The sequence below is a fragment of the Roseovarius mucosus DSM 17069 genome (assembly GCF_000768555.3).
GTDB classification, from domain to species: domain Bacteria; phylum Pseudomonadota; class Alphaproteobacteria; order Rhodobacterales; family Rhodobacteraceae; genus Roseovarius; species Roseovarius mucosus.
Genome location: NZ_KN293980.1, coordinates 481,270 through 498,652, shown reverse-complemented (window position 1 = coordinate 498,652; position 17,383 = coordinate 481,270). Strand labels below are relative to the sequence as shown.

The 17,383-nt window shown below is 63.7% G+C and carries 16 protein-coding genes and 1 pseudogene; 10 read left to right on the top strand and 7 right to left on the bottom strand.

Features of this window, described 5'->3' with window-relative positions; all coding sequences use genetic code 11:
- Positions 1-15: 15 nt before the first annotated feature.
- The 5 genes from ROSMUC_RS13590 (at position 16) to ROSMUC_RS13570 (ending at position 6,016) form a co-directional block, all read left to right on the top strand.
- Positions 16-513, top strand: a complete 498-nt coding sequence (locus tag ROSMUC_RS13590) for a TRAP transporter small permease subunit (RefSeq protein ID WP_037273953.1) — start codon at positions 16-18, stop codon at positions 511-513.
- The gene (locus tag ROSMUC_RS13585) at positions 510-2,060 is read left to right on the top strand and encodes a TRAP transporter large permease (protein ID WP_037273951.1); all 1,551 of its coding nucleotides are present in this window, start codon (positions 510-512) and stop codon (positions 2,058-2,060) included. The genes ROSMUC_RS13590 and ROSMUC_RS13585 overlap by 4 nt, the downstream gene beginning before the upstream one ends.
- 487 nt (positions 2,061-2,547) lie before the next feature.
- Positions 2,548-3,387: an alpha/beta fold hydrolase gene (locus ROSMUC_RS13580; protein WP_102105960.1), complete on the top strand. Its 840-nt coding sequence runs from the start codon at positions 2,548-2,550 to the stop codon at positions 3,385-3,387.
- Between the two features lie 29 nt (positions 3,388-3,416).
- A complete protein-coding gene (locus tag ROSMUC_RS13575; protein ID WP_075571738.1) occupies positions 3,417-4,469 on the top strand; it encodes a P-loop NTPase family protein in 1,053 nt (350 codons plus the stop codon).
- Positions 4,469-6,016 (top strand): ABC transporter transmembrane domain-containing protein, encoded by a 1,548-nt coding sequence (locus ROSMUC_RS13570; RefSeq protein ID WP_037273945.1) that lies wholly within the window; start codon positions 4,469-4,471, stop codon positions 6,014-6,016. The genes ROSMUC_RS13575 and ROSMUC_RS13570 overlap by 1 nt, the downstream gene beginning before the upstream one ends.
- 70 nt (positions 6,017-6,086) lie before the next feature.
- On the opposite strand, the gene ROSMUC_RS13565 is transcribed toward ROSMUC_RS13570, so the two are convergent.
- From ROSMUC_RS13565 to ROSMUC_RS13540, 6 genes and pseudogenes are all read right to left on the bottom strand, one after another.
- Complete coding sequence (locus tag ROSMUC_RS13565; protein WP_037273941.1) at positions 6,087-7,040, bottom strand: FAD:protein FMN transferase; 954 nt, start codon at positions 7,038-7,040, stop codon at positions 6,087-6,089.
- Positions 7,021-9,229, bottom strand: a pseudogene (locus ROSMUC_RS21590) (PepSY domain-containing protein). Before ROSMUC_RS21590 ends, ROSMUC_RS13565 begins: the two are co-directional and overlap by 20 nt.
- An 11-nt stretch (positions 9,230-9,240) precedes the next feature.
- Positions 9,241-9,711, bottom strand: a complete 471-nt coding sequence (locus tag ROSMUC_RS13555; RefSeq protein ID WP_037273939.1) for a DUF2271 domain-containing protein — start codon at positions 9,709-9,711, stop codon at positions 9,241-9,243.
- A gap of 72 nt (positions 9,712-9,783) precedes the next feature.
- Positions 9,784-10,101 (bottom strand): hypothetical protein, encoded by a 318-nt coding sequence (locus ROSMUC_RS13550; RefSeq protein WP_037273936.1) that lies wholly within the window; start codon positions 10,099-10,101, stop codon positions 9,784-9,786.
- A gap of 171 nt (positions 10,102-10,272) precedes the next feature.
- Positions 10,273-10,929: a cytochrome b/b6 domain-containing protein gene (locus ROSMUC_RS13545; RefSeq protein ID WP_037273934.1), complete on the bottom strand. Its 657-nt coding sequence runs from the start codon at positions 10,927-10,929 to the stop codon at positions 10,273-10,275.
- The gene (locus tag ROSMUC_RS13540) at positions 10,922-11,203 is read right to left on the bottom strand and encodes a PepSY domain-containing protein (protein ID WP_037273931.1); all 282 of its coding nucleotides are present in this window, start codon (positions 11,201-11,203) and stop codon (positions 10,922-10,924) included. The genes ROSMUC_RS13545 and ROSMUC_RS13540 overlap by 8 nt, the downstream gene beginning before the upstream one ends.
- Positions 11,204-11,348: 145 nt before the next feature.
- On the opposite strand from ROSMUC_RS13540, the gene ROSMUC_RS13535 reads away from it, so the two are divergent.
- Both ROSMUC_RS13535 and ROSMUC_RS13530 read left to right on the top strand, forming a co-directional pair.
- On the top strand, positions 11,349-12,008 hold the full coding sequence (locus ROSMUC_RS13535; protein ID WP_037273930.1) for a response regulator transcription factor: 660 nt from the start codon (positions 11,349-11,351) through the stop codon (positions 12,006-12,008).
- Positions 12,005-13,372: a sensor histidine kinase gene (locus ROSMUC_RS13530; RefSeq protein WP_037273928.1), complete on the top strand. Its 1,368-nt coding sequence runs from the start codon at positions 12,005-12,007 to the stop codon at positions 13,370-13,372. Before ROSMUC_RS13535 ends, ROSMUC_RS13530 begins: the two co-directional genes overlap by 4 nt.
- Before the next feature lie 267 nt (positions 13,373-13,639).
- Here ROSMUC_RS13530 and ROSMUC_RS13525 read toward each other — a convergent pair whose 3' ends face one another.
- Positions 13,640-14,494, bottom strand: coding sequence for a DUF4394 domain-containing protein (locus ROSMUC_RS13525; protein WP_037273925.1), 855 nt, complete (start codon positions 14,492-14,494; stop codon positions 13,640-13,642).
- A 194-nt stretch (positions 14,495-14,688) separates the two neighbouring features.
- Between ROSMUC_RS13525 and ROSMUC_RS13520 the strand changes: the two genes are divergently transcribed.
- From ROSMUC_RS13520 to ROSMUC_RS13510, 3 genes are all read left to right on the top strand, one after another.
- Positions 14,689-15,231 (top strand): sigma-70 family RNA polymerase sigma factor, encoded by a 543-nt coding sequence (locus ROSMUC_RS13520; protein WP_102105959.1) that lies wholly within the window; start codon positions 14,689-14,691, stop codon positions 15,229-15,231.
- Entirely contained in the window at positions 15,228-15,923 is a 696-nt protein-coding gene (locus ROSMUC_RS13515; RefSeq protein ID WP_037273920.1) for an anti-sigma factor, read from the top strand. The genes ROSMUC_RS13520 and ROSMUC_RS13515 overlap by 4 nt, the downstream gene beginning before the upstream one ends.
- Before the next feature lie 162 nt (positions 15,924-16,085).
- On the top strand, positions 16,086-17,375 hold the full coding sequence (locus ROSMUC_RS13510; protein ID WP_037273917.1) for an NAD(P)H-dependent oxidoreductase: 1,290 nt from the start codon (positions 16,086-16,088) through the stop codon (positions 17,373-17,375).
- Positions 17,376-17,383: the final 8 nt, after the last annotated feature.

Genomic DNA, 17,383 nt, shown 5'->3' with positions numbered 1-17,383 from the left:
AAAAGAGGGTCCGCCATGCTGCGCTTTGCCAATGCGATTGACCGAATGAACACAGCTGTCGCCGACGTGGTCCGGTGGCTGGCCCTCCTTATGGTTCTGGCGCAATTCTGCATCGTCATCGGGCGCTACGTTTTCGGCGTTAATTCCATCGCCGCGCAGGAAAGCGTTTTGTATATGCACGCAACGCTCTTCATGCTGGGCGCGGGGTTCACGCTGCTGGTGGACAAACACGTCCGCGTCGATGTGTTCTACGCCAAGGTCACGGACGCCAAGCGGCGCCGTATCGACATATTCGGCCATATCTTTCTGCTGATCCCATCCATGATCGCCCTGCTCTACTGGTCGTGGCCGACCGTGCGAAATTCATGGAAAATCCTCGAAGGGCCGATTTCGGTCGGCGGGATCGAGGCGGTCTTCCTGCTCAAATCCCTGATCCCAGCGTTTTGCGTCCTGATCCTGTTGCAGTCACTGGCGCTCTTGGTGCGCCTCTTTCATGAAAAGAGCGCGACATGACTGGGTATCTTGACCTCATTATGTTCGCCGCCCTCATGATGGCGATCCTGTCTGGCTTTCCAGTGTCGTTCAGCATTGCGGGCGTGGCTATTGCCTTTGCCTATCTGGGGTGGATGCTTGGGGTCATGGATGTCTCTCTGCTAGGGGCATTGGGGCAGCGGGCGTTTGGTCTGCTGACCAACACCGTGCTCATCGCCATTCCCGTCTTTGTGCTGATGGGGGCCATTCTTGAAAAAAGCCGCATCGCCGAAGAGCTGCTGGACACCATGGGCCGCAGCTTTGGGCAATTGCGCGGGGGGTTGGGGATTTCTGTCGTTCTGGTCGGTGCGCTGTTGGCGGCGTCTACGGGGATCGTTGGCGCGACGGTGGTCGCGATGGGCATGATTGCCCTGCCCACAATGCTGCGCGCGGGCTATAATCCTGCGCTGTCGGCGGGCATCGTGTGCACCGCTGGCACGCTGGGGCAGATCATCCCCCCCTCAACCTTGCTGATCATCCTTGCGGACGTCATGTCCAACGCCTTCCAACAAGCGCAATACGAACAAGGGAAATTCTCGGTCGAGGCGCTTTCGGTCGGACAGTTCTTTGCCGCAGCGATGATCCCGGGGCTTCTGCTTGTCACGCTTTATCTGCTGTACATCCTAATCCGCGGGGCCTTGCGCCCGCACGACATGCCCCCGGCGGACATCGGTCTTGCACGGCCAGACCGGCACGAAGTTTTTGCCGCGATCGTTCCACCGGTTCTGCTGATCTTCGCGGTTCTCGGTGCCATTCTTGGCGGTATCGCCACCCCGACCGAGGCCGCCTCAGTCGGGGCCATCGGTGCGCTGCTGATGGCTGGGCGCAAGATCGGGGTCAACCCGAAGCTGATCCTGCTGGGCGCCGCAGCTTTGGTGATTCTGGGCCTTCTCGCAGGGGTTTATCCCGTCCGGCTGCAGCGCAGTGACAACGGCACGCTGGAATGGGCGATCGGAGCTTTTTATGCGCTGTTGGCCATCGTTGGCCTTGTCGCTGTCCTTCTGGCATTGCGCGCCGCCATGCGCGAGAAAATCATCCATAATGCGCTGTCCTCAACGCTGACCATGACATCGATGATCTTTGCCACCATTCTGGCCGCCGGTTTCTTTTCGCTGGTCTTCATCGGGCTGGGCGGTGAAGAGCGCGTGGCCCATATGCTCGAGAACCTACCGGGTGGTCCGACCGGCGCATTGCTCTTCGTGATGCTGTTTGTCTTCGTGCTGGGCTTCTTTTTGGATTTCGTCGAGATCTCGGTGATCGTGCTGCCGCTTGTTGCGCCTTCGTTGATCCTGATGGGGCATGATCCGATCTGGCTGGGCGTGCTCTTGGCGATCAACCTGCAAACCAGCTTTCTGACCCCGCCGTTCGGGTTTTCGCTGTTCTACCTGCGCGCTGCGGCGCCCAAGGAAATCACGACCGTCCATATCTATCGCGGCGTTGTGCCCTTCATCGGGTTGCAGGCTGTTGGCATTCTACTGGTCTGGGCCATGCCATTCCTGGCCACATGGCTGCCGTCACTTTTGTTCTAGATACTCAAGGCCTAAGCGTCAGGCGGAGACATACCTCAAGCCAATGTGGCTTGAGCGGCAGTAAATTCCCACTTGGCTGCAGCGGGCAGCCGTTTCTTGGGCTGATCGGCATAAGCATCGCATTGATGCAAGACACATGGCCGACAGGATGGTCGCCCGCCCTTCCAGGGTGCTGCCATTCCTTTCGGGTTGACGCCAGAATGTGCCGCGGACAAAAGCCCACCCTTGGCGGGGATCGCTCCGCCCCATGCGCGGCACAAACGCCTCCAGCCTTGTCTCGGCTTCGGCGCGGGCCGCAATCATATCGGTCATCGCTACTCGGGTCTCTCGCAAGACAGCAGCGGACAGAACCGATGACCGAGCGCGCCCAGATTCAAAACAAGATTCAACACAGGCGCTTCATCGCGCGTTTTGAAAAATTTCAGGGCAGTGGAATAATCCCACCGGTGCCCCGTTTCCCTAGCAGAACATCATGCAGGAGACGCACATGCATCGCCCCACATTCGCAACAATCGTCACCACGCATCGCGCAGCTTCGCCGTCGGGCACGTTACCTGCGCGGATCATCAAACCGGCAGGGCGATCCGGTCTGCCGCCGCTGGTGGTTCTCCACGGTATTTCGCGCAACGCAGATGAACTGGTCGATCTGTTCACACCAGAGGCCGAGACAAGCGGGCGTGTCGTGGTCGTACCGCATTTTTCCGAACGTGACTGGCCGCATTTCCAACGCCCCTGCCGCGCCGCACGCCCCGATCAGGCGCTCTTGGCGATGCTGTCACATCTGGCCCAAGGCGACGCTGCCTTTGCCGGGCCCGTCGATGTCTTTGGTCATTCCGGGGGCGCGCAACTCGCCCATCGCTTTGCAATGCTCTATCCGCATCGCGTGGGGCGCCTCAGCCTTGCCGCTGCGGGGTGGTATTGCCTGCCTGACGCCAGCATGGCCTATCCCTATGGGCTCGGGGTCGATGAAGATCCCGCAAGCCTGTGCTGGGCACGGCGACATGAGCAGGCCCTCGGCGCATATCTCCGCCTGCCGGTTCAGGTCTTCGTCGGGCTTGAGGATTCCCTTCGCGACGACACTCTGCGCAAGACCCCCCGGCTCGACCGTCTTCAGGGGCCGACACGGATCGCAAGGGCGCGGACCTATGTCGCGCATTTCCGCAAAGCGGCGCAGGCCAAGGGAATTACCCCCGACATCTCCCTGACTCATCTGCCGGGGATTGGTCATGACGTGACCCAAGCCATTCGCGACGCCGGGCTGGCGACCAAGGTAGCCCGGGGCGTCACTACATCCCGAAGCTGGTTTCCCCTCGAAGTCGCAAGCTGATCTCACACCCTCACCTCAGGATAACGCCCATGACACATGACATGCTTTCTTGCCTTGCAGATGCCAAATGGACCTTTTCGACCCGGCGGGTCGATCACGACGACATTGCCGGACTGGACACCGACTTTGGCGCGGCCCGCGCCGGGGATCTGATCCTTGCGCAGGTCGCAAGCCTTGGACAGCACCACCGTGTCCAGCTCGCCACAGGGCGCCCGTCACTGATCTATCCGGGGGATATGGTGGTTCTGGCCTGTGGCGCGCGCTATGCGCCCGATCAGTTCGAGGGCCTTGCGGAAATTGATCCCAAAGGGGCAGACCTCTTGGCAGGTGGCGGCTGTATCGGGCGGATGGTATCCCGAAATGAACGGATCAAGACTGCGACCCGCCTGTTGCCCGTCGGCCGTCTGATGGATGGCGCGGGCAAGCCCGTGAACCTTGCGCGCTATGCCCTTTCGCCCCTCACCAGCGCCCGCGATATTCCGGTGATCTTTGTCCTTGGCACCGCGATGAATTCGGGCAAGACATTGGCGACCGCGCAACTGTCGCTGGGCTTGCGGCGGGCGGGCTACAAGGTGGCCGCGCTCAAGGGGACCGGCACGGGGGCCTTTGGCGATTTCAACGAATATGCCGACACCGGGGCGCATTGGGTGGCCGATTTCACTGATGCGGGAATGGTCACGACCTACCGCGAACCGCTGGGACGGGTGAAGGCCGGGCTTGACCTCTTGTTGGGGCATGCGGCGCAACGGGGCTGCCAGATCGCCGTCATGGAAATCGCCGACGGGCTTTTCCAACGAGAGACCGGCGCATTGGTCGCGGACCCTTGGTTGCGCGCGCGGCAGTCGGGCCTGATCTTTGCCTGCGGCGATGCCGTCGCGGCGGCGGGTGGGGTGGCCGAACTGGCCCGGCACGGGCTGCGCCCCGATGCGCTGACCGGCATCCTGAGCTGTTCGCCGATGGCTGCGGCCGAGGCAGAGACCGCCACCGGCGTGCCGGTCCTGCGCAAAGCCGATCTGGCCGATCCGGCTGAGGCGAATGTCTTTGCCTTGCGCGCGTTGGGCACGGATCGGCGGGCCGCGTGATGGCACTGCCCCCGCTTCTGGATCGAGGACGCGGGCGCGGCCTTGCCCTTGTCGCCGCGCTGACGCTGGTGCAGGGCATGGCGGCCGGGGCCGCCGCCTTTGCCACCCGCGCGCTGTTCGAAGGGATGCACAGCGGTGGCCCGCTGTCGCTCGCCAGTCTGACCGTGCTTGCAGGGGCCGGGGCGATCATCGCCGTCACCCGCATCGCCGCGCGATATCTGGGCGAAAGCATTGGTCAGGACTATGCCCACCAGATCAGGGCCGCCCTCTTCGAGCACGCAGCGCATATGCCTGCTCGTGCAGTGGCAGAAAGGCGCGCAGGCTATATGTCGCTGCGCTTTGTCGGTGACATGACCGCCTTTCGCAACTGGTTGGGGTTGGGATTGCCGCGCCTTGTCGCGGGGTCCGTGCTGATCCCGGCGATGCTTGTCACCCTCTGGCTGCTTGACCCGATTTTTGCCCTGGCCGTGGCGCCGGTTTTCGGGATCACACTGCTTGCCATCGCGCTTGGGGGTTTGCGGCTGATCCCGTTGCAGCGCCGTCTGCGGGTGCGGCGCGCCCGGATCGCGGCCGACATGGCCGAGCGGATGCCGCTGGCACCACAGCTGGACCGCCTGGGCCGACGCGGCAAGGAACTGGCCCAACTGGACAAGCGCACAGAGGCGATGATCCGTGCCGCCCTGCGCCATCGCCTGAGTGCCGAAACCCTCAACGCCCTGCCCGATCTTGCGGCGGGGATTGCCGCGGCGCTGGTCATTCTGACGGGGCACCGCGCGGGGCTGGGACCAGGCAACATTGCCGCTGCACTGGCCGTTCTCGGCCTCCTGCTGTCGCCCCTGCGCGATCTGGGAGGGGTCTGGAACCATCGGGCCGCGTTTCGGGCCGCCTCGATCAAGGCTCATGCCGCGCTATCGCGGCAGAAACGCGATCTCTACCGGGCTGGTCAGGGTCTGCCCAAAGGGCCGGTCGATGTCACGTTCGAGGATGTGCCCCTGCCATCCGGGCCGTCGTTGAATCTGCACACCAAGGGCGGAACAAAAACCCATCTTGCCATTGACGAGCTCGATGCGCGGGCTGTCGGCGACATGCTGCTCGGGCTCGATACGCCAACGGCGGGGCGGATACTGCTGTCCGGCGTTGACCTGCGCGATCTGAGCCGCGGCAGCCTGCGCCGCAATGTGCAGTGCCTCGGCACCACCCCCGAGCTTTTGCAAGGATCTTTGCGCCGCGCCCTCTTGATGGGGTGTGACCATCGGCCAGATGAGGCAACGCTTGAGCAGCTGGCCCGCGACGTGGGGCTCGGCCCCCTGCTCGACCGGTTGGGCGGATTGAGCGGAACCGTTCTGGAGGGTGGCAAGAACCTGACCCACACCGAGCGCCTTGCGCTCAGCCTCGCCCGTGTCCGGCTTGCGCAACCCAAGCTGCTCTTGCTGGGGCCCGAGGTTGACGAGAGCACCCGGATGCGATTGCCCAGTCACCTGCGCAAGCGGAACACGACCGTCATCCAGCTTGGCAGCGCGCGACAGGCGAGATCCAGTGCGGCCTGAACAGGCACGCGATGCATGGCAAACTGCGCTTGGAACATGAGGGCGGCGGATTGCATCTCCGGTTCCAGTCTCAAGGCTCTGCGGAAAACAATCGCCCAACCCCGATGCTTCGCAGGGACTGCCCCTCCTCCCGCAAGAGAAAGAGCGCATCAAGCCCACGTTGTCGCGCAAGCGTGGCACCCGCATCCGGCCCCAGCACCATCAGTGCTGTCGCCCAGCCATCGGCCTCTGCACAGGTCTGGGCCACAACGGTGACAGAGGCAGGCGCGGCCATCAAAGGCGTGCCGCGCGTCGGGTCCATCGTGTGCGACAAACGCCGCCCCCGCACCTCGACCCAGTGGCGATAATCCCCCGAGGTGGCCACGGCGGCATCCGCAAGCGCGAGGATGGAGTGGGACGTTCGGCGCGCACTGTCCGGCGCTTCGACGGCGATAGTCCAAGCCTCCCCATCGGGCCGCAGACCAAACGCACGCATCTCGCCGTCGATCCCGACCAGGCCATCGGAAACCCCATGACCGCGCAAGACCTCGGCCAGTCGGTCGACCCCATAGCCCTTGGCAATTCCATTGAGGTCAATCGCAATGGGCGCACGCTTGCAGGCCTGTGTGTCGTCAAGATCCAACACCTCGTGCGCCGGGCATCTTTGAGCGGCCATCGCCGCACGAATTTCCTCGGGCATGGCGACCTTCGGACCAAAACCCCACGCCGTGACCGCATCGCCCATGCCGATATCAAAGGCCCCACCCGAGGCGCGCCCGATGCTGAGGCCAAGGCGCAAGACCTCTGCCAGCCGCGCGGGCACTGCCACCCATTTATCCACCGGGGCATCGTTGAGACGCATCAGGTCGCTCTCCGCCTTCCAGGTGGACATCTGTGCATCGACCTCATCGACTGCCGCTTGCAGTGCAGCCTTGATCGCATCCGTTTCAAAACCGGGTTCCATGAAAAACAGCGCCGACCACCGCGTGCCCATAGTTGGACCGTTGAGCGCTACGCGCTCCCGTTCAGTAAACGTCTTCGACATACCGTCCCTCCGCCTTGAGACCCGCAGGCGTAAGCCCGGTTGGTGCCAGAATGTCAGCCAACGCATCAGCAACACCTGCCGCCATGTCGCGCCCGCCACAGACCATCACGCGGGCTCCGTCGCAGATGAGGCGCACAACCTCGGCGGCGTCGCCGCGCACCGCGTCCTGCACATAGCGGGGCCGCGCCGAGCGCGAGACCGCCGTAACCAGCCGCGTAAGACGGCGCTGTGCCTGCCAAAGAGGCATCTCTTCGCCATAGAGCAAATCACTATCGGGATGGCGCAGGCCAAAGAACAGGTGAATGGGCCGATGGCGGGCATTGCCACGCACAAAACCTGCCAACGGGGCGATACCGGTGCCCGCACCAATCAGGATCAGCGGCGCGCGGTCCCGCCCTGCGTGAAAACCGGGATTGGGACGTAGAAACGCGCGCACCGTGTCCCCCGGCTCCAACGCCGCGAGTTGACCCGAACAAAGGCCGCCAGGCTGCTTTTTCACGACGATCTCAAGAAATCCATCACGGCGCGCAGAGGCAAGCGAATAGAGCCGAGGCAGCGCTCTGCCCTCGGGCAGAATGCCGATCAGATCACCAGCCTCGAACCGGGCAAAGCCGCCCCCGATCAGCCGTTGCCAGAGAGAGACCCGCGGCAGAGCGAACCGCAGGATCGCGGTTGGAGCCTGAACCTCGGCCCCGTAATCCCGGCGTGACACGAGCGTCAGCGTCTCGGTGTGCGGCGTCACAGGCTGATGCGTGATGTCGAGGTCGATCCCCAAAACCTCGCCAAGCGCGCGGCACCAGCGGGCAAAATCCTGCGGCGCTTGGCGATCGACCGTATCCAGCGGCACGAGTTGGGACCAACCCTGTGCTTGGGCCACCGCCGCGACCTCTTCGGCATAGGCGCAATAGGCCGGAAAGTTGCGGTCGCCAAAGCCAACCACGGCAAGCGGGATGCGGGGGGTACTGTCGGCCGCGCGCAGCCGGTCAAGAAACCCGATGGCAGAGGTAGGGGCCGCCCCATCGCCATAGGTCGCCGCAAGCAGGATGATCCTCTGGGCGGCATCATAGCGCTCTGGCGCGAAGGTTGACATCGCGCCGACATGAACGCGGTGCCCGGCCCGTGTCAGCGCAGCCTGTAATGTCGCAGCAAAGCCCCAGGTGCTGCCACCTTCACTGCCGACCAACAGGATCGTATCCGCGCGTGCCATCGGTTGGTTGCCCCGTATCCGAGGCCGCCCGCGACGCCCGACAAGCCAGACCCACACACCTGTCACGCCCATCACCGGCACACCAAGCGCCAAGAGGCCAAGGATCAGCCCCAGCACCGCCGCCCCCTGTCCAGTGTGCAGCATGATGAGGGTGTCCGACACACGCGCCCATCCGCTAAGGGCCTCCCAGCCCAGAAGCGCGCCAGTGCCCTGATCGAGATACCCCGTGCCCTGATCCGTCCGGAGTGTATAGACATCCGTCGCATCGCCCGGAAAGGGAAAACTCAACTCGCGAAAGTCACGCACCGGCGTCTGGTTTAGAACCGGGATATGGGCCAATGCGACTCCAGTTTCCCCACTCACCTCTGCTGGCATGGCAAGCGTGGGGCCACTGTCCGGAAGCAGATCAAAGGTGGAGGCCGCCATCCAGAGCGCCGTGCCGGACGACAGGACAAGGCCAATCACCGCAATGCGCGCGACTTCTACATGAAGACGATGGGCGCGCGGCCCGCGCAACCGCGCAAACCAGTTCCGCCAGCCCCCGACCCGGCGCACAATCAGCACCCCACCCGAGGCCGAAAGAACCAAGAGCGCCGCTGCCCCCATCGCCATGGCGATGCGGCCTGCATCCCCCAAAAACAACGAACGGTGCAGGTTGGTGAGCCAACGCTGAACCTGGCTTGGATCGGCCGAGGCCACGCCCTGCCCCGGTCGCAGAGTCGATTACGGCGGCGCCGGGCGCGCCCTGATCGAACCAATAGGCCGTGATCCGCCCCGAGGGCGCGCGCCGGATCTGTTCGACACCCGGATAGGCGGCCTGAATGCGATCCGCCAGACGGGCAACCGTCAGCCCTGCCTCGGCCTGCGGCGCAGTCAAACGCTCGGCCGCAGGAAAGACCGACAGCGCCGCGCCGCTCAGGGACAGGATACACATGAGCGCCAAGGCCAACAGACCCGGCCAGCGGTGGATTGCGCGGATCATGGTCCCTCTCCTCACATATCGTAGGCAAAGCTGGCAACGTAGCGGCGACCACGCACCGGCGTGCCAGCGCCCGTCGTTGTCAGGGGCACAGCCACCTCATTGGGACTGTCGCGCATGTCCTCGACGGCCGCATCAATGTGGAGCGTATAGCCCGCGTCAAAGAGCGCATCCGCGAGATCAAGGGTAATTTCAAGCATCCGGCCCGCCCCGACGCTGGCGCCCGTGATGCCGTTGACCTGCGCCGTGTCGCCGCCCGTGGCGCGATACCAGTCGCTCAGATGCTTGTAATATTTCGATTTTCCGCCTGCCATCCACAGACTACCGGCATAGGCTCCCGACGCATCCGTGACGTAGAGCGCGAGATATGCACCATCTCCACCATAATTGGTCAGCGCCGTGGTCAGCGTCACGGGACGGGCCATGGCAAGGCCGGGGAGCGTCAGCGCGGTGGTCAGGGCAAGTGTTGCGAGAAGCGATTTCATCTATGAATTCCTTGTTTCAGAGTGTGACGTTCAACGTGCGGCGCAGCAGCTTCCGCCGCGCCGCAGAATGGATCAATTGACTTTGACTTGCGGCGCGGTGCCGGTGCCGAAGAGTCCGTTCTGCGGCGGCGCAACGGTGCCGGCAGGGGCGGGATTGCGGGCACCACCGCGATCATCGTCGTCATCGTCGTCATCACGGTCATCACGGTCGTCGTCATCGTCGTCATCGCTAACCCGCACGAGGGGCAGCGCTTGCGTCCCCTCGTCGAAATGCGCGGCGAGCGGCCAGAGGCCCTCGCCGCCAGAGACGCGCATCGTACTCCAAGCCGGGACACCAATGGCGGCGGTCAATGCGGTCGAGGCGACAAGAAGTGTCAGGGTCTTTTTCATGGCAGGGTCTCCTTTCGTCTGCTGTGCCCAATTTCGGGTGCAGACCTGAGGAAACCCTGACATCACAGCGTTTTTCGCTTCAGCTTGACGTAAGCAAGAAAAAGGCCCCGCAGTTGACTGCGAGGCCAGTTGCAATCTCAGGGGCGGCCAAGACTTGCGGTATGTCGCCCTTTAGCCAATATCATCAGGACCGGCCCCACGTTTTTCCCCCGTGACCATGGCCCGAACAAGGTTTTCGCGGTGCCGGACTGAGGCGAACACGACACCGCCGACGTGCAGCGCCACGAGCACAAGCATCAGGTTGGCTAGTGTTTCGTGGACCTCTTCCAGCACGCCTTCGGCCCCGGATTCCCTGTCGCCGTCATCATCGGCCCAGGCGGGGGCCACGATCTGTGGCATATCCGGCAAGAGGGCCAGACGGTCCGGTTCAGCCATGAGCCAACCGGTAAAGGCGGTGCCCGAGAGCGTCACCAGAAGGGCTATCACCATAGCCGCACCCGCCGGGTTGTGGCCAATGTAGCGCCGCTCGCTGCCACGTGCCATGTCCCCGAGATAGGACACGATCACGCGCGGCCCCCTCAGAAACTGGGCAAACCGGGCGTAGTGACTTCCGACAAAGCCCCAGATGACGCGAAGGGCGATCAAGCCAAGGACGACATAGCCCACAATTTCGTGCAGTGTGTCGAGTTCTTCGGCGCTCAGCCATGCCACGGCGAACGCGACAACAAGGCTCCAATGGAACATCCGCACCACCGGGTCCCAGACCCTGATTTCTGCGGATCTATAGGTTTCCGCTTGCGCCGCCGTTCGCGAGCTTGCGTCACTCATCGTCTTCGTCCTCATATTCGAGCTCTATTACCTCAAGCGTCGCCGGATGGATCGCCACTTCGATCCGTCGGCCCGTCGCATCGCGGCCGTGGATCTCGTAACAACCATCGTCAATCTTGATGCGGCGCACGGTCCAGCCCTTCTCCTGCGCCATTTGGGCCACGGCATCGCGCGGTTTCCAATCGGCCATCGGCACAAAGCAGTCATCGTCCGCCAACGCGCCACCGGCCGGAAACACCGCGAGAAATCCCAGAATTGTCACCGTCTTCTTCATGGGCCAAACTCCTTTTTGCGGTTAACGTGACAGCAACGATGCGCGACAAAGCTGACAGGAGCCTGAAGAGACTGAGCCACGCGCGTCAGGTTTGCGTCATACAGGCCTGCGAGAAACCGGGACCCGGTAGAAAGGAAAACCACGCATGCGCATCCTGTTGATCGAGGACGACACAGTTCTTGGTGCCGCAGTGCGCGACCAGATCGCGGGCGATGGCCAATCTGTCGATTGGGTCACGCGCCTTGATGCCGCGAATGACGCACAGCGCAGCACGGCCTATGACCTGATCCTGCTCGACCTCATGCTGCCTGATGGGCGCGGCATCGGGTTTCTCAAGAGTTTGCGCGCACGAGGCGACGTGACGCCGGTCATCATCCTGACCGCGCTCGACCAGATTTCTGACCGGATCGAGGGGCTGAACGCGGGGGCCGACGATTATCTGGTCAAGCCGTTCGACTTGGCCGAACTATCCGCGCGCATCGGGTCCGTCGCGCGACGCTACAGCGGCAATCCAAACCCGATCGTCACCCATGGCCCGCTCGACATCGACCTTGCGGCGCGCAGCGTGCACCGTGATGGCAAATCGGTCCAGTTGACAGCGCGGGAGTGGGCGCTGTTCGAAGCGCTGCTTGCGCGGCCGGGTCAGCTCTTGTCCAAGGCACAGCTGGAAGAAAAACTCTATAGCTTCGACGCCGAGGTGGAGAGCAACACAATCGAGGTCCATGTCAGCCGCCTGCGCAAAAAGCTTGGTGCCGCCATCATCGAAACCGAACGCGGCATGGGCTACCGCTTGGGCAAAGCATGAGGTGGCCCGCCAGTCTTCAGGCGCGGCTTGGGCTTACGCTTGGCCTTGTTCTTACGGTTCTCTGGCTGTTGGCCGCCTCGGTGACAGCCTTGATTGTCCGGGACGAGATGGACGAGGTTTTCGACAGCGCCCTGCGCGAAACCGCAGAGCGCATCCTGCCTTTGGCCGTGATCGACATCGTCGGGCGCGAGGATCAAGGCGTCACACAGCGTCTGGCCGCAATCCGCGCACATGACGAGTTCTTTACCTATGTCGTCCGCGATGCCGAGGGGCGTGTCCTTTTGCAATCCCATGCCGCGGATGCGGCCATGTTTCCACCTTGGAACGGTCCGGGATTTCACGAGACCGCCAGCCACCGCTTTTACAGCGACGCAGCCCTTCAAGGCACGGTCCGCATCACCGTTGCCGAACCGCTGGCGCATCGTGCCTCTGTCGCACGGGAAATCCAGATGGGTCTCGGCCTGCCTCTGCTTGTCGTGCTGCCAATTTCTCTGGCCGCTATCATCTTCGCCGTTCGTTTCAGTCTTGCGCCGCTCCGCCGGTTCCGCACCACACTCGAGGCACGCGGTGCGCGTGATCTCTCGGAGGTTCCCGCAGGCGAGCTGCCAATGGAAATCGCCCCGCTGGCTGCGACCTTGAATAGCTTGCTCTCAAGATTGCGCGACGCTTTCGAGGCCGAGCGCAGCTTTGCGGCGAACGCGGCGCATGAACTGCGGACGCCCCTTGCAGGGGCCATCGCGCAAGCGCAACGGCTCAAATCCGAAACATCAGACCCGGCGACAGAGGCGCGCGCCGCAGAGATCGAGGCGACGCTCAAGCGTCTGACCCGGTTTTCCGAACGCCTCATGCAGCTTGCGCGCGCTGAAGGTGGGCGGCTGCGCACGGATCATCCAACCGATCTGCGAGACGTCGCACGTCTGGTGGTGGACGACCTGGAACGCATGGCCGCACCCGGGCGCATCACGTTAACCCTGCCGGATCCGGCTGTCATGTCGGATATCGACCCGGACGCTTTCGCAATCCTCTGCCGGAACCTCGTGGAAAACGCGCTTCGCCACGGGGCACAGAGCGCTCCGGTCGATGTGGCATTGACGGCAGCAGGACGGCTGGTGGTGGCCAATGACGGGCCGGTTGTGCCGCGCGACACCCTCAACCGCCTGACGACCAGGTTTGAGCGCGCGCAGGCGACAGAAGAGGGCAGTGGGTTGGGCCTCGCCATCGTTGCCGCAATCGCGGAGCGGATCGGAAGCCCGCTTTGTCTGGAGTCGCCGCGTCCGGGGGCAGCGTCCGGGTTCCAAGCGTCCATAATGCTTCCAACAGAGGCCAGCGACAGCCTTGCAACCCGCGCGACCAGTGGACCATGACGACGCATGCCTGCCTGCGCCATGCGTGAGCTTGGAACGCCCGATACATGAGAAATGTATAAATAAATATAGGTACTTACGACATATCACGACGCAAGATCATACCAAGACTGCGGCACTAAAAACCCACAATGCCCTCAGCCGCGATCGATAATTGGGACCGGGCGCTGGCAACACGATAATGCCGCCGCACGCGCAAACCCCCGGTCGAGGACCGGGGGCGGCAGTGTGCGTGAAGAAGCGCGCCGCAGGCGGCCCGTGCGCGGGCTATTGTGCCTGCGCGACCGCGAAGCCGGTAAATCCGCCCATGCCGAGATCGGCCATTTCGGTCAGTGCACCTGAGCCAAGGTCAACTGAATAGAGGCCAGCGGTCTCCGCTCCTTCGATTTGCAGGATGGCATAGGCCATATCCGTGCCTTCCTCAGGCGAGACGATGTCAAAGCCGCCCCAGTCGGAGACATCCACGGTCGCGCCGTCAAGGCTCAGGTGTCCCACGCTGGCCAGTTCACCCGCGTTGTTGGCCAGTGTCACAAGCGCATCAGCACCAGCATCCAGCGCATATTGCGCGGTCGAAGCGGCCTTGGCCCCCGGAATGGCGTTGGTATAGGCATTGGCAAAGATCACCGGGTCGGACCCCGCCGACATGTCGCCCGCGACATAGAAGGCATCGGTAAAGCGGCGGACGGAATTGGCGCGTTCGTCATTGTCGCCGAACCCTTGCGGAAAATAGACAAGGTTAGATCCGTCCGCGCCGACCGCGCGCACGGCGTCGATCTGATTGTTGAAGTCGAAGGCCACGGCCCCTTCGCCGATAACCGCATCTTCCATAAAGGTGGCACCAAGATCCGTGAGTTGGCCCGATTCCGGATCGACCGCAAAAATCGCGCCATCGGAATAACCCAGAAGCTGACCTGTCACCGGGCGATAGGCAATCGCACGCAGGGGCGTGGCGAGGGCGTAGGTTTCAACGGCGCCGGGCTGGGACAGATCGGCCATGGTGACAAGCGTGCCGCCATCCGCGGCCAGAGCATAGCCCCTGAGCGTGACGTGATCGTCGCCCTGAGCGGCGGCACCCAAGGAAACTGCGACGGTGGTCAGGGCAAATGTGGTCTTGAACGACATGGGAAAAGTCCTTTCTTCTTGCATTGGACCGCCCAATGCGGGCCAATTCGTAACAGCCACGACTCGACCGGAGCGAAAGTTTCACGGCGAGGCACATTTTTTGGACAAGGCCAGACCAATCGATACGAATTCCGAAACTGCGCCGCTCTGGCCCGCGACAGACAAAACCGATCCCCCCGCAGAACGCAGGGGGTCTGCGCGTGGCTGAGGATCTCGAACATCTCATTTCGCGCTGCGCGCTTGGTGATCGTGTCGCCTTTGCCGCACTTTATGATGCGACAAGCGCGAAACTTTATGCGGTCTGCGCCCGTGTCTTGGGGCAGGATCATGCCGCCGAGGACGCCATGCAGGACGCCTACGTCAAGATATGGGCCCATGCCGGCCGCTACCGCGTCACCGGACATGCGCCGATGACCTGGCTCATCACGATTGCGCGCAACACGGCAATTGACCGGCTCAGGGCGCGGAGGCTACATGACGACGTCGAGGATTATCATGGCGGGATCGCTGCGCCGGGCGGAAATCCAGAGCACATCGCAGTGGCGCGGTCAGAGGCTGGGCGTATTCAAAGCTGTCTTGAAGAACTGGAACAGGACCGCCGCACAGCCATCACCGGTGCCTATCTCGACGGTCTCAGCTATGCCGAATTGGCCACGCGCGCGGGTATCCCGCTCAATACCATGCGCACATGGCTCCGGCGCGGGCTTGCAGCCTTGCGGGAGTGTATGAGCCGATGACCGACACCTTGGATGACGATGACATGCTGGCTGCGGAATATGCGATCGGTCTGCTCACGGGCGAGGCGTTTGAGGCGGCGCGCGCGCGCATGGCGTCTGACCCCGCCTTTGCCGCCCGCGTCGTGAGTTGGGAGCGTCAGCTTGCGCCTCTGGCCGACCTGCCGCCACTCGCCCCGCCTGCGGGAGCGCGGGCGGCGCTCTTGCACAGGCTGTTCCCTGAACCCGCGCGCACGCCGTTCTGGCGGCGTCTTGGGCTGTGGCAGGCGCTGGCGGGGGGCGCGGTGGCCGTTGCGGTGGCGCTGGCAGTGGTGGATCTGGGGCCGATTGCGCCGCCTCAGCCTGGGCCGCTCTACGCAGCAGAAATTGCGTCGGATATAGGCGACTTCCGCGTTGTCGCGCTGGTGGACAAGGCACGGGACGAGGTATTTTTAACCCGAACCGCAGGGGCAGCGCCCGCAGGGCGCATCCTGCAAGTCTGGGCGCATGGGCCAGACGAGCCTGCGCAATCCGTAGGGCTATGGCCCGATGGAGAGAGCGTGGCGCTGGCGCTGCCGCCCGAGATTGCAGCAGTGCGGGGCACGCTGACCTTGGGCATTTCCGAGGAACCGCCCGGTGGCTCGCCAACGGGCCGGCCATCGGGGCGCGTGTTCGGCACGGTCGATATTCCGGGCGTGACGGGAACGCAGGACTGAGCCGCTGTCCCTTGGTCCGCATCGGGGGAGAGGGCGCCGACCATGGCGGTTTGAAATCCGCTTGTCGGGGGCAAGCCTGATATGATCAAGTGAAAAGCGGATTATCATCCCCCGGCAGCGGCTTGCGGGTCGCATGCTCTGGGGCAGACGTGGAGATGTGATATGAACCTTGCGCGATTGGCCTCTGAGGCTGCGGATCGAGGGCAGCCTGTTCGGGCGGGGCTGATCGGGGCGGGCAAGTTTGGCTCGATGTTCCTGAGCCAGGTGCCGACCATCGCGGGGCTCGAAGTGACGGCGATTGCGGATCTCGATCCTGCCCGCGCCCGGGCTGCCTGTACCGCGGTCGGCTGGGACGAGAGCCGCATCGCCAGCACGGCCTATGTTGACGATGGTTCGACGCTTGCCGCCCGTGACGACGTCGATGTTGTCATCGAAGCCACCGGCAACCCGCGTGCCGGGATTATCCATGCGCGCGCCGCCATTGCAGGCGGCAAGCACGTCGTGATGGTGAATGTCGAGGCGGATGTGCTGGCAGGCCCAACCCTTGCCGCAGAGGCGCGGGCAGCGGGCGTGGTCTATTCCATGGCTTACGGCGACCAACCGGCGCTGGTGTCAGAGATGGTGGATTGGGCACGCGCCACCGGATTTCACGTCACGGCGGCGGGCAAGGGCACCAAATACCTGCCCGCCTATCACGCCGTCACGCCTGATGACGTCTGGTCGCATTATGGCCTGACTGCAGAACAAGCGGCGGCGGCGGGGATGAATCCGCAGATGTTCAACTCTTTTCTCGACGGCACCAAGAGCGCGATCGAAATGGTGGCGATTGCCAATGCCTGCGGTCTCGATGTTCCTGACAACGGTCTCAGCTTCCCCCCATGTGGCGTGGATGATCTGGCGCATGTGCTGCGGCCGCGCGCGGTGGGCGGGCAATTGGACGGGCGCGGCATGGTGGAAACCGTATCCTCACTCGAACGCGACGGGCGGCCTGTGTTCCGTGATCTGCGCTGGGGCGTCTATGTGGTGCTTGAGGCCCCCAATGACTATGCCGCCGCCTGTTTCAAGCAATACGGCCTGCCCACGGATTCCACCGGGCGCTTTGCGTCGATGTACAAGCCCTTTCACCTGATCGGGCTGGAATTGTCGATCTCCGTCCTGAGCGCCGCGCTGCGCCACGAGCCCACCGGCCAAGCGCGCGAGATGCGCGGCACCGTGGCCTCGGTCGCCAAGCGCGCACTGAAGGCGGGCGAGGTGCTGGATGGCGAGGGCGGCTATACCGTCTGGGGCAAGGCGCTCCCGCTCAGCCGCGCGGGCGCGGCGCTGCCCATCGGTCTGGCCCATGGGGTGCGCGTGACACGCGATATCGCGGCGGGGGCCGTGGTGATGCTCGACGATGTCGATCTGTCGGGCAACGACGCCGCCACGCTCTACCGCGCCGCCATAGCGGGCTGATCGCGGCG

Bases quoted from the DNA above. Each gene is read 5' to 3' on its own strand.
- ROSMUC_RS13545 (WP_037273934.1), bottom strand. From the start codon at position 10,929: ATGAGTGACGCAAGCTCGCGAACGGCGGCGCAAGCGGAAACCTATAGA.
- ROSMUC_RS13555 (WP_037273939.1), bottom strand. From the start codon at position 9,711: ATGAAATCGCTTCTCGCAACACTTGCCCTGACCACCGCGCTGACGCTC.
- ROSMUC_RS13570 (WP_037273945.1), top strand. From the start codon at position 4,469: ATGGCACTGCCCCCGCTTCTGGATCGAGGACGCGGGCGCGGCCTTGCC.
- ROSMUC_RS13585 (WP_037273951.1), top strand. From the start codon at position 510: ATGACTGGGTATCTTGACCTCATTATGTTCGCCGCCCTCATGATGGCG.
- ROSMUC_RS13580 (WP_102105960.1), top strand. From the start codon at position 2,548: ATGCATCGCCCCACATTCGCAACAATCGTCACCACGCATCGCGCAGCT.
- ROSMUC_RS13575 (WP_075571738.1), top strand. From the start codon at position 3,417: ATGACACATGACATGCTTTCTTGCCTTGCAGATGCCAAATGGACCTTT.
- ROSMUC_RS13550 (WP_037273936.1), bottom strand. From the start codon at position 10,101: ATGAAAAAGACCCTGACACTTCTTGTCGCCTCGACCGCATTGACCGCC.
- ROSMUC_RS13535 (WP_037273930.1), top strand. From the start codon at position 11,349: ATGCGCATCCTGTTGATCGAGGACGACACAGTTCTTGGTGCCGCAGTG.
- ROSMUC_RS13565 (WP_037273941.1), bottom strand. From the start codon at position 7,040: ATGTCGAAGACGTTTACTGAACGGGAGCGCGTAGCGCTCAACGGTCCA.
- ROSMUC_RS13525 (WP_037273925.1), bottom strand. From the start codon at position 14,494: ATGTCGTTCAAGACCACATTTGCCCTGACCACCGTCGCAGTTTCCTTG.
- ROSMUC_RS13510 (WP_037273917.1), top strand. From the start codon at position 16,086: ATGAACCTTGCGCGATTGGCCTCTGAGGCTGCGGATCGAGGGCAGCCT.
- ROSMUC_RS13590 (WP_037273953.1), top strand. From the start codon at position 16: ATGCTGCGCTTTGCCAATGCGATTGACCGAATGAACACAGCTGTCGCC.
- ROSMUC_RS13540 (WP_037273931.1), bottom strand. From the start codon at position 11,203: ATGAAGAAGACGGTGACAATTCTGGGATTTCTCGCGGTGTTTCCGGCC.
- ROSMUC_RS13515 (WP_037273920.1), top strand. From the start codon at position 15,228: ATGACCGACACCTTGGATGACGATGACATGCTGGCTGCGGAATATGCG.
- ROSMUC_RS13530 (WP_037273928.1), top strand. From the start codon at position 12,005: ATGAGGTGGCCCGCCAGTCTTCAGGCGCGGCTTGGGCTTACGCTTGGC.